The organism is Methanolobus sp. (assembly GCF_030682845.1).
Taxonomy (GTDB): domain Archaea; phylum Halobacteriota; class Methanosarcinia; order Methanosarcinales; family Methanosarcinaceae; genus Methanolobus.
Map to the genome: position 1 here is coordinate 1 of NZ_JAUXNK010000105.1, position 13,022 is coordinate 13,022.

Consider the following 13,022-nt stretch of genomic DNA (forward strand, 5'->3'; position numbering starts at 1 on the left):
AGTGCGCTTGTTGCGGATGCGAATATGCTGTCTAAGGCTGCTGTTGATGGGAAACTTGAGACCCGTGCTGATGCTTCCAAACATAAGGGAGATTACAGGGCAATTGTAGAAGGTGTCAATAAGACCCTGGTTGCAGTTATCGGTCCACTTAACGTGGCTGCTGAATATGTTGATCGGATATCTCATGGGGAGATTCCGGAAAAGATCACTGACAATTATAATGGTGATTTCAATGAGATCAAGAACAATCTCAACCAGTGCATAGATGCAGTGAACGCCCTGGTTGCCGATGCGAATATGCTTTCAAAGGCTGCGGTAGAGGGTAAGCTTGATACCCGTGCTGATGCTTCCAAACATAAGGGAGATTACAGGGCAATCGTTCAAGGTGTTAATGGTACTCTGGATGCTGTGATCGGTCCGCTGAACGTAGCTGCTGATTACGTTGACCGTATATCAAATGGAGCGATACCTGCCAAGATCACTGACCAGTACAACGGAGATTTCAACACCATCAAGAACAACCTCAATCAGTGTATCGACGCAATAAATGCACTTGTTGCTGATGCGAATATGCTGTCAAAGGCTGCTGTTGATGGGAAACTTGCTACACGTGCTGATGCTTCCAGACATAAGGGAGATTACAAGGCGATCGTTGTAGGCGTCAACAATACGCTGGATGCAGTTATTGGTCCGCTTAATGTAGCTGCTGATTACGTTGACCGCATTTCAGATGGTGCGATCCCTTCCAAGATAACTGACCAGTACAATGGTGATTTCAACAAGATCAAGAATAACCTCAACCAGTGTATCGATGCAATCAATAATTTAGTCAAAGATGCTGATATGCTGGCTCAGGCAGGAGCAAACGGACAGCTGAGTACCCGTGCAGACGCCTCCAAGCACAAGGGAGACTATCGCAAGATAGTTGAGGGTGTCAATAACTGCCTGGATGCTGTTGTAGGCCCTGTGAACGAAACTGCAAGGGTGGTCACAGCCTATGCTGAAGGTGACCTGGACACGAGGGTGACAATAGATGCGAAGGGTGACTTCAAACTATTAGGTGACACTCTTGACGGATTTGGAGATACCCTGCAGAGTATTATCAATGATTCATGTGAGGTGTTGAATTCTATCTCATCCAACGACCTGACAAGGAAGGTCACTGTTCGTGGAGTTGGAGACTTCATACAACTCACAGAAGGTGTGGAAAATTGCAGGTTGTCCCTGAATGAGATAGTTACTCTGGTAAGTGCCAACGCTGATAACATTGCATCCACTGCCGAGGAGATATCCTCATCAAGTGAGGAACTCTCAGCCGCCAGCGAACAAATAAGCAGTACTGTGAATGAGATATCCAAGGGTACGCAGATGCAGTCTGCCAAAGCTGAAGAGGTTTCAAGGGCAATGGCCGATATGAACAGCACTGTACAGGAAGTAGCCAGTAACTCCGGAAAAGCTGCACAAAGTGCTGTTGAGTCCAATGATCTCATACAGAGCCTCGGAAAGATGTCCCAGGATCTCATGATAAAGATGAACGGCATCAAATCTGCTGTAGGGGATTCTTCCAATGTCATCAAGGAACTTGACGGTAAATCCAAGCAGATCGGAGAGATCGTCAGTCTCATTACAAGCATAGCTGATCAGACCAACCTGCTTGCTCTCAATGCAGCAATAGAAGCTGCAAGAGCAGGAGAACATGGCCGCGGGTTCGCTGTGGTTGCAGACGAGGTTCGCAAACTGGCCGAGGATTCAGGCAATGCAGCCAAGCAGATAGCACAGCTCATCCATCAGATGCAGAGCGGGACCCAGAATGCTGTTGCCTCAATGAAGATTGGTGCAGATGAAGTGGATACCGGAGCTGCTTCTCTTGAAAAGTCGGTCGTTGCGATCGGAGGTGTGGTCGAGGCTGGAAATACTATTGTACGGATGGTCCAGGAGATCGCTGCAGCTGCACAAGAGCAGTCTGCGTCGATCGAAGAGGTCACTTCTTCCGTGGAAGAGGTATCTGCCATATCTGAGCAATCTGCAGCAGGAGCACAGGAGGCTTCAGCTTCTGTCCAGGAACAGACCGCTTCCATGCAGGAGCTCTCAAAGTCTGCTCAGGTACTTGCAGGAGTAGCGGCCAATATGCAGTCAGTGGTATCTAAGTTCAGGTTAGACACTGAAGGTGCAGAAACACCGCAGAAAACAGATGCTGCAAGGAAAAGAGGACCAATGCCACCTTCAAAGGTGCATGCAAAGCCATCAGGGTCTCCAAAGAAGGCGTTCGTCTGACGCAGTGAGGTTTTCAAATGGCAGAATCGGTAATAATGGACAGCAGCTCATCTAAAGAGCTGCTTCAATTGGTCATATGCCAGCTTTCCAATGAAGAGTTCGGCATTGAGATATCCCGGGTCAAAGAGATCATTCGTATACCTGGCATCACTAAGATCCCTCAGGTACCCGGTTATGTTGAAGGCATCATAAACCTTCGCGGCAGAATAATTCCGATCATCAACCTTGCGACAAAGTTCAATCTTGCTCATGAAGAAATGAGTGATCATTCCCGTATAATGGTCGTGGAGATTGGGAATATGGTTGCAGGAATGGTTGTCGACTCGGTTACCGAGGTATTAAGGATATCTAGTGAAAATATCGAACCTGCACCTGAGATCATAACCTCGAAAATCACTGAAAGGTACATCCAGGGCGTAGGTAAGATCGATGAAAGGCTGCTTATATTGCTTGATATCGATAAGATATTCACTCAGGAACAAAAAGCGCAAATAAGTCGCTTAGAGAACGCAGGCCCCATTCCTGCGTAATTTTTTTAAAACTCCTCTCTCTCTATTTTTTTTAAACGGTCTATGTTCACCTCATATTAAGGGGTAGTTCAAAAATAAATGCACTACCTCTTCCGATCTCACTCTCAACCCGGATGCGCCCATTGTGCATTTCAACAAATTTTTTAACCAGGGCAAGCCCAAGCCCTGTACCTCCATATCTTCTGGATATCGATCCATCTATCTGTACAAATGGCTCAAACAAAGTCTCAATCTTCTCCCTTTCAATACCTATCCCAGTATCCTGTACCGAAAACTGGACTGAATCATTTATTTTTTTCACTTCTATTTTCACAAAACCATTGGGGTATGTGAACTTGATAGCATTTTCCAGAAGGTTGAACAGAATTTTGTGAAGTTTCTGACGATCAACAACAATAGTTTTGAGATCCGGAGCTGGGCTGGTATTGATTTTAATGTTCTTGTCTATTGCTCTCTTTGACAGGATATGTACTGTTTCCAGGACAAGTTCACTCACGTTAACAGACTGCAGCTCAAGAGAGTTCATGCTGCCATATTTCGCATTTGAGTAATCAAGTATCCTTTCGACCATACTCAAAAGATTTTTCCCACTATGATGAATGTGCCCCACATATTCCCGATGTGAAGCACTAAGGATTTCAACTTCATCACTGAGCAGCAGATCCGAAAAACCGAGTACTGCACTTAGCGGAGTCCTGAATTCATGGGATACATTGTTCAATAATTCACCCTTCATGCGATTAGCTTCTTCAGCAGCAACCTTTGCATATAGAAGGGATTCTTCTGCTTTTACTCTTGGAGTGATATTGACCTGCGTTCCTATAAGGCGGTGTGGTTTTCCATTCTCATCAATTTCAACAGGTTTACCTTTGCCGGATATCCATATCCATTCTCCCGATTTGTGTTTAACTCTGAAGTCCACATGGAATGGTTCTATATCAAGAATAGATTTATTAAATGTAGACATAACAGCTTCTATGTCATCCGGGTGCGCCAGGTTCATTATTGATTCTAGATTTTCAGGTAATTCTCCGTCTTCGTATCCGTTCATGGCATAGATTTGCGGGCTCATATACATTTTTCCGGTGTCAAGGTCAATATCCCAAAAACCATACTGTGAAGCTTCCATTGATAGTGAGAGCCTCTCTTCGCTTTCTTTAATTGCTTCTTCATACTTTTTCTGTTCAGTAATATCTGCAATTACCCCAATGGCATATAGTATGGAACCATTTTCATCTTTTATAACTTTAGAGTACAGTCTTGTCCATATTTCATTACCATTTTTGTGAATGAAGCGCTTTTCTACCTCGAATGAATTTATCTCTCCGGCAAAGACCATTGAGATATACTCGTCATCCAGATGCAGGTCTTCAGGGTGAGTGATATCTCTAAAGTTCTTAGTGATCAATTCGCTGTCAGAATAACCAACAATTTCACTCAGGCGTTTATTGACCTTAAGGAAACGTCCATTGGTAGCTACCTGACAGACGCCCACAGCAGCCTGCTCAAAAAGTGTCTTGAACAACTGTTCACTGTCTTTGAGTGCTTTCTCTGTATTTTTGAGCTCTGTTATATCATTGTTGACTACAATCGCGCCCATCAGATCCCCATTATCATCCAGCACAGGAGCTGTGTAATTGAGGATCGTCTTTTTCTTACCGTCAAAAGCATCTATCTCAAGCAATTCATTTTCAATAGTTACTCCTTCATTTATGGTGTGAGCAAGTGCCCAGTCATCAGGTGCTAACTCTTCACCTGATGGAAGCCGGCGGGCTTTGAATACGCCATATTCCACAATTGCTACATGTGGCTCAGCACCCCATATTTTAACTCCGGCAGGATTTCCTTTCAATAGTCTGCCTTTATTGTCAGCAAACCATAATCCGATTGGGAGGATCTCAAAAATTTTGCTGAGGAGTTTTTCCCGCTGTTTTAATTCAACTTCTGCCTGCTTTTGATCAGTGACATCAGAGAAGATGCAGGCAAACTGATTGAGCGCAGGCTGGAAGGCCGTCACCTCAAAGTGTTTATCCAGTCCATGTGAATGGTTTTCAAAGAAGAACGGTTCACCTGTCAGCGCCACACAACCGTAGGTTTCTATCCAATACGACTCGATACCCGGTAAAACCTCCACAACAGTTCGGCCTACTATATCTTCAGCTTTCAGTCCGGTCATGCGCTCAAAAGCCGGGTTAACGGCCAGGAACCGATAATCAACCGGTAAGCCCTGATCGTCGCAGATGATCTCATGCAGGGCGAAGCCATTTAACATCTCCCGGAAAAGTGTTTGGTATTCCTGCTCAACCTTGCGCTTCTCGGTGATGTCATCAATTGTGGCATATACCTGAAAAGGAGTTGTTTCCCCTGGTTTAAAAATAGGAACTGCAGAAACTGACAGCCATGAATGAGCGTTCTTTTCCGGCTGAAACACGCCCATCACAATAGGACCTGTAGGATTGCCAGTTTTCAGTGCCACCATTGCTGGATGGTCTGTTCCGGGCAATTGGGAACCATCTTCAAGAATCGTCTTCCACGCTGGGTCCATTGATGTTTTTCCCATCATCTGATTAAGAGATAGTCCCAGAATCCTTTCTGCAGCAGGATTTGCCGAGATGATTGAGCCATCAGCAGCCTGGTAGACAACACCTTGGTTCATGGTCTCGAACATGCGGCGATGTTTTTCTTCACTCCTCTGCAGCGCTTCCTCAGCCAGTTTTTGCGCAGTAATGTCTGTTCCTACACTAAACATCCCAGTCACTAGACCCTCTGAGTCATATATGGGATTGTTCGACCACGAGATCCAGACGCGTCTTCCATCCTTGCATATATTCTCGTTGATGTTCCTCGCGTGCTTCTCCGGGTACTCGAAGGTCTCATCCATGAGTGCTGAAAGGTTGCGTCCGCTCGCTTCCTGTTCCGGAACGATCGTGCCCATGACAGTCTTGCCTATGATCTCCGCTTCACTGTATCCGAAAAAGTGCTGTCCGAACTCGTTGAGGAACAGCACTTCTCCGTTGCGGTTCCATTTTAGGATGATGCTGTTGGCGTTCTGTACCAGTTCACGGTATTTCTCTTCACTCTTGCGAAGTTCTTCTTCCATATACTTGCGCTCAGAGACATCCCTGCATACACAAAAGACCAGTTTTTCTCCATTGCATATAGCCCAGTTAGTACTGATCTCAACATCGAGCAAAGTACCGTCCTTGCGTCGTTGGCGTGTCTCAAAATGGTCGCCTGATTCATCAGCTTTACTGATAATATCCAGCAGTTCTTCGCGCGTCCATTGAGTATCCCAGTCCCATACATGCAACTGGAGAACTTCCTCCATGGAATAGCCGAGCATATCAGCATAGCTCTGATTAGTCTCGTAAACCTTTCCGTTCTCATCGAGGACAACGATCCCATCACTGGACTGTTCGATAAGAATGCGACGCCTGGTAGCTTCTTTTGCTAGTTTCTTTTCCGCTTTTTTTTGCTCAGTGATGTCAAACGCAGTAAATGTCACGCCTTTTGACAGATCGCAAGCATCGATAGGCGCTGAGGATAAGAGAACGTCAATTATAGTGCCATCTTTTCTTATCCATCTTGTCTCTACAGTTCCCGCACCATTTTCAGCTATCTGCCGATACTTTTCCCTGCCAACATAATCAAAGTCTTCCTGTGTGGGATATAGCATTCGTGAAAGAGAGCCAATAAGTTCTCCGCGGCTGTATCCCGTCATCTCACACACTTGCAGGTTGACCTCTGTGAAAATCCGGTTGACCACAACACCAATACCTGTGGGTACAGCCTTTAAGATGCTTTGTGTCCTTCCTTCGCTCTTTTTAAGCTCTTTCTGTGCTTGTCTCTGTGCAAGGGCAATGGCAATGCTATCGCCAAGACGCTCGAACAAAGCAATATTCTCTTCTGTAAAAAGTCCTTTTCGAGAGTCGTTTAACTGCATCAGTCCGAAAGTGACTCCATTAGCACGGAGCGGGATAAGAGCTACTGACTCATATCCTTCGCCGTTGCAACGATTGCGTGTACGTGCCTGCCTGTCGGATTCGCTTGTGCTGGCCAGAAGTTCCGAGGTGGAGTTAGTCCAGAAACTGCCGTGCTCTGTAAAGAATGGCAGCTGAGGACTGAAACGCTCACAAATGATGTTGCCACACATGCATTCCAGAACCGGGTTACCATCTTCATCCCGAAGGAGCTGGCCGTCGAGGTCGCGGGAGCACAGATATCTTTCTGCTTCTACAAAAACAGCAGGGAATCCTTGCGTATGGTAATATGGATAGTCGTCTCCATCCTTTAGCCTGATGCCTACGGCCTTGCATCCTGACCAGTCCTGCAGTAGTTCTGTCACCGAAGAGATGAGTCCGTGCATGTCATTGGAGGCGTTTAGAAGGCTTAACAGCTTGATGGTGATCTCGCGTTCATCCTCTGCCAATTTGCGCTCGGTGATATCCAGGCAGTGACCTATATATCCAATAAATTTCCCAATGCTGTCGTAACGAGGAGAACCGTCATCAAGGATCCATCTGTATTCATCGTCATGCCGGAGTAAGCGATATTCCATCGTGAACCGCTCATGTTTGTCAAAGGCATCACTATAAGTGCGCCCGGCTTTGTCTATATCATCAGGATGGACACCTTCAAGCCAACCGTTGCCCAGTTCCTGCTCTAAAGAGCGTCCAGTAAACTGTAGCCATGGCAGGTTGAAGTAGTTACAGAGTTTGTCTGTTCCTGAAGTCCATATCAGGGCCTGGCCGGTATCAGCTAGTGTACGGTAGTTTTGTTCGCTCTCTATCAGTGCCCTTGCCGTATTGATCTTGTGAATGGCAAAACCAAGGTCATCAGCAATTTCAGTAAATAGCTCCTGTTCTTCTTTATCGTGAGCAAAGTAATAAGGGATCGAAACTGCCATTACTCCATAGATATTACCTTCAAATTGCAGCCTGTATGCCAGCCCGGATCTCTTCGGATAGTTACCTGACAGAGGACAATCCTGGCAATTATTGCTTGGGTCGGTAATAATGACGATCTCTTCTCGCCCCAGGGCCGATATCATGCATTCTGGGAACCTGCCGCTTTCCAGTCGCTTGAGCATTTCAGTAAATCCGCCGTCATACCATGAGGCAGCAGTGGCAGTAACAGAACCCTTTTCATCCAGCAATGCTATCCATGCATTAAAATAACCAAGTGTTTCCGTAAGATTCGCACATGCCTTCTCGATGAGGCGGCGCGGGTCATTCTCACGAAAGATCAACTGATTTACATTCCTTATTGCCAGAAGCACGTTCTTGAGGTGTAGCTCCCGCTCTTCAGCCCGCTTGTGCTGTGTGATGTCTCTGAAAAAACAGGAGAAGCCCGGAACTGCGCTTTGCGAGTAGGTCGTACTGACTTCCACATTCCAGATACTGCCGTCTTTTGCACGGTGCTTTGTTTCAAAGAGGCCACTTCCGTTCCTGATGATCTTCTGGATATGAGCCGCTGTCTGTTCAGGGCTCTCGATCGCATCCAGGTCGGATATCTGCATACCAAGCAGTTCGTCACGCGTATAGCCGCTGAGTTTGCAGTATGCTTCATTCACTCCCCGGATAATGCCATCTATACCAATATGTAAGTACCCATCAAGAGCGGTCTCTATTGTCGTTCTGTAGAATTGTTCACTCTTTCTCAGGGAGTCCTCGGCTCTCATGATAGCGGTGATATCAATACCAAAGATGGCCAGTCTCTTCACTTCTTTTTTGGAGTTGAATACCGGATATATTGAGTTTAACATATCCCGCCCGCCGCGTACATCTTCAAAGTGGACCGGCTCACCTCTTTCTATAACCTTATCAACTTCTTTTCTTCTTATTTGCGCGACATCAGGAGAAATGAGATCATAAACATTCTTTCCTTTCAGTGTTTCGACATCTGTTCCTAAGCGGTGAGCTACGGCTTCGTTGGCAGCAAGGACAATTCCTGAAGTGTCAATAAGCAGGACTGACTCTGTTGATGCATTCAGGATGGCCTTTACATCTCTTTCACTTTCTTTCAAAGCATCAATTGCCTGCTTGAAGTCAGTTATATCTAATATGACTCCAATAAGACCAGCCGTTTTCCCGGATGAATCATCAAAAGCAGCTTTGTGGAAAATGACATTCCTTTCGGAACCATCCGAATTTCGGACTTTCCATTCATATGTCTGCTTTCCTGGAAGCCCGAAAAGCTCCTTATCCATTGCCTCATATCTTTGGGCAATGTCACCTGGTCCCATATCATAAACCGTTTTGCCAATGATCTCTTCTCTGGACTTCCCGATAAATTCCTCAAACGCCCGATTGCATCCAATATATCTCCCAAAAACATCTTTATAAAAAACAGGTAAAGGAATAGTTTGCAGGAGAGTTGTAAGGAAATCCAAATGAGAGTTTAGTTTGTCTTTATTACAGATGTCTTCTGTAAGGTTTGCGTCATTTATTGTAGATGACCTTTCATTTGGCTTCCTGGGGGAGATGGGTGTTTTTCTCATAAGATCACTTTGGTTTCTGCGGCGGGGACAGAATATTCCACTGTGCGAATATACTCGTTACACACATTTCACATGGCAAAAAGGGCCCCTATGTAAGTTCGAACTGCAATTACCCCCTTTTAAGGTGTTATGCAGAGAAGGTGAAAGTGTATATTCTGCGTATATTCCAAAATCACTATGTATTTTTAGTATTTATATATGTGGAAATCTATTAAAATAACAGAAATTTTATTATTACACTTTCATATTTTGCAGGATGTATTTTGATCCTCATATAATAAAACACGTTTCAAAAGATGTTCTTCCTTAAAACAAATCCTGTTTTTATCAAAGAGCACAACTGTCACACTTATATTAGTAACAATTGAACATAAGCGCTACTGCTATATTATATATATGTGTTGATATATAACTTGGATATAATATTATATAATATATGGACCCCCCACTGTAAGTTTCTAATCATTCATAAAAATCATCTTTTCGCGAAATGAACCGGAAGGAAGCAAATGAAAAATAGATCACAACTACCGGATCAGAACAGCTCCTCTATATTATCCTATGAGAAAGAGTCTGTGGAGCGGTCAGTCACTGAAAGTTTCACAGACTGCCACTCGGATTTAGTTACTGCCATTCTGGAAACCGTACCCTTCCCTGCATTTTGTAAAGATGCACAAGGAAAGTATACTGGTTGTAATAAAGCCTTTGAGGAGTTACTTGGGATAAGACATGGAGAAATAATCAATAAGACGGTTTATGATCTGGGACCAAAGGAAATAGCCGGCCAACATTTTGAAAAGGACAACGAGCTCTATGAAAAACCTGGTAAACAACACTATGAAGGTCAGGTCAAGGACAAGAACGGCAATATCAGGGATGTTATATTTGATAAAGCAACTATAACACGTCCAGATGGTGCAGTGCAAGGTATAGTTGGTGTCATCTCTGATATCACTGAGCAAAAACTAACTGAGCAGAAAGTGCGCAGACAAGATAAAGTGCTCAATGTGACACTGGATGCACTTACCCATCCTTTTATGATCATCGATGCCAGCGACCATACCATAAGACTTGCAAACTCTTTTGCCACTTCCCATTACAATATCACCCCCAGTAGCAAGTGTTATGAGGCAAGCCACGGACTTTGTGAACCTTGTTGTGGCTCAGAGCATCCATGCCCAATGGAAGAGATCAGGAAGACAGGAAAACCTGCAAAGGCAGAACACATCCACATAGACTCGGAGGGAAGGAAGGTATATGTGGAAGTCAATGCATACCCCATCTTCGATGATAATGGCGATCTTGACAGTATCATAGAATACTCCATAGATATTACTGAGCGTAAGCAAGTAATTGATGAGTTGGAAAAGAGCCGCGAGCAATTCATGCTGGCAGTCAACGGTTCCAATGATGGCATATGGGACTGGGACCTGCGCAGCAACAGCCTTTACCTGTCAGCCAAATGGAAACAGATGATAGGATATGAGGACCATGAACTGCCAAACATGTTCTCTACGTTTGCAGACAGGATGCATCCTGATGATAGTATACGTGTACAGGAGAATCTGAGCAAGTATCTCAAAGGAAATATCTCCACATACAACATTGAATTCCGGCTTCAGCATAAAAATGGCTCTTACGTCTGGATACTGGCAAGAGGAGAAGCACTTAGGGATAAAGATGGCGTCCCTTACAGAATGGCAGGCTCCCATACAGATATAACCGAAATCAAACAGGCTATGGAGGAGCTGCGCCTAAGAGAGGAACGGCTAAAAAGCCTTGTGGACATCCTGCAGTCCAGACACGATTCTGTCCAGGAGTTCCTTGATCTTGCACTAAATGAGGCCATGAAGCTAACAGAGAGCAAGATCGGGTACATATATCATTACAATGAGACCCGGAAAGAGTTTGCTCTTAATACATGGTCCAGGGATGTGATGAAGGAGTGTTCGATCGTCCAGCCTCAGACAATATATAAGCTGGAAGATACAGGCATATGGGGAGAAGCCGTTAGGCAGCGTAAGACAATAATAGTCAATGATTTTCATGCTCCTGATCCACTGAAGAAAGGATATCCACAGGGACATGTTGAACTTCACAGGTTCATGACCGTACCGATTTTCAAAAAGGATAAAATAGTCGCTGTGGCCGGAGTTGCCAACAAGGGATCCGAATACACAGGAAATGATACGCTCCAGCTTAAGTTGCTTATGGACTCTGTGTGGAACATCGTGAGCCAGATAGCTGCTGAAGAAGCAATGTGTGAAAGTGAAGAAAAGTATCGCGGTCTCTTTGAGAATGCTCTTAGTGGCGTGTCTATCCATGAGATGGTCCGGGATGAAGAAGGCAACCCGGTGGACTATGTATTTCTTGAAGCAAATGATGCATTTGAGAGGCAGACAGGGCTGAAAGTTGCCGATGTCCTGGGAAGGCGGGCAACAGAAGTTCTTCCGGGAATTGAAAGAGCATCTTTTATAGAGAGATATGGGGAAGTCACCCTTACCGGGAATCCTGTTATCTTTGAGGAGTTCTCTGAACCATTGCAGCGATACTATAGCGTTAGTGCATACCGGATGGACAAGGATATCTTTGCTACAGTGTTCCAGGACATTACGGAAAGCAAAAGAAAAGAGACCTATAGCGAAATGGAACGCGAGATCCTGCAGATACTCAATGAATCAGGGTCTTTAAAGGAGTCAATTCAGCTTGTTCTCTCTTCATTGAAAAAATGTATAGGTGTCGATGCTGCAGGTATTCGTCTGAAGGATGGGGATGATTTTCCATATATTGTACACGACGGATTCTCTCAGGAGTTCCTGCTGAATGAAAACTCCCTGACAGTCCACGAGCAGGATGGATGCCTCTGCAGGGATCACAATGGCAATGTCAAATTGGAATGCACTTGCGGGCTGGTTATTTCCGGCAATACCGACCCTTCCAGCCCGCTCTTCACTCCGGGGGGAAGCTGCTGGACCAATGATTCCTTCCCATTCCTTGAGCTTCCGTCCGATCAGGATCCCAGATTGCACCCACGCAACCAATGCATTCATCAGGGATACGCTTCTTTGGCACTGGTCCCTATCCGCACGAAGAATCAGATCGTTGGCCTCCTTCAACTCAACAGCCGCAGGAAAGGGATTTTTTCGCTTGCTGCGATCGAACAGCTTGAAGGCATAGCAGCACATATCGGGGAGGCTCTAACGCGCAATCGTGCAGAAGAGGCATTAAGGGAAAGCGAGCAACGTTTCAGAAGGTTGGCTGAAAATGCCGATGATATAATATATCGTTATGGATTTGCACCTAAAAGAGGATTCACTTATGTTAGCCCCGCAGCCACTAAGATCACAGGCTATACTCCAGAGGAGCACTATGCAGACCCTGATTTGGGCTTTAAGCTTGTGCATCCTGATGACCGCTACATTCTGGAGGAACTAGCAAAAGGTAATGATAAAGATAGAACTGCAGTCACACTTCGCTGGGTAAGAAGGGATGGAAATGTTATTTGGGCAGAGCAAAAAAACATATTGCTTTATGATGAAGAAGGAAACCTGATAGCTCTGGAAGGGATAGCCAGAGACATCACTGAACGTAAACGAATGGAAGATGAGTTGGCTCAGAGTGAAGAAAAATATCGTTTGCTATCTAATGTAAGCTTTGAGGGTATCATTATTCATGATAATGGTATAGCTCTTGAAGTTAACGAGGCACTCAGCAGTATA

General features: G+C 45.0%; 4 protein-coding genes. 3 read left to right on the forward strand and 1 reads right to left on the reverse strand.

All coding sequences use genetic code 11. The features are described 5' to 3' along the window. On the forward strand, window positions 1-2,274 hold a 2,274-nt coding region (locus Q8J68_RS13915), incomplete at its 5' end, for a methyl-accepting chemotaxis protein (protein ID WP_305312115.1). Window positions 2,275-2,291: 17 nt separating this feature from the next. After that, window positions 2,292-2,804, forward strand: a complete 513-nt coding sequence (locus tag Q8J68_RS13920) for a chemotaxis protein CheW (protein ID WP_305312116.1) — start codon at window positions 2,292-2,294, stop codon at window positions 2,802-2,804. Window positions 2,805-2,850: 46 nt separating this feature from the next. Here Q8J68_RS13920 and Q8J68_RS13925 read toward each other — a convergent pair whose 3' ends face one another. Then, on the reverse strand, window positions 2,851-9,303 hold the full coding sequence (locus tag Q8J68_RS13925; protein ID WP_305312117.1) for a PAS domain S-box protein: 6,453 nt from the start codon (window positions 9,301-9,303) through the stop codon (window positions 2,851-2,853). A 509-nt stretch (window positions 9,304-9,812) separates the two neighbouring features. On the opposite strand from Q8J68_RS13925, the gene Q8J68_RS13930 reads away from it, so the two are divergent. Next, window positions 9,813-13,022 (forward strand): PAS domain S-box protein (locus Q8J68_RS13930; RefSeq protein ID WP_305312118.1); only part of this gene is annotated, 3,210 nt, incomplete at its 3' end.

Bases quoted from the DNA above. Each gene is read 5' to 3' on its own strand.
- Q8J68_RS13920 (WP_305312116.1), top strand. From the start codon at position 2,292: ATGGCAGAATCGGTAATAATGGACAGCAGCTCATCTAAAGAGCTGCTT.
- Q8J68_RS13925 (WP_305312117.1), bottom strand. From the start codon at position 9,303: ATGAGAAAAACACCCATCTCCCCCAGGAAGCCAAATGAAAGGTCATCT.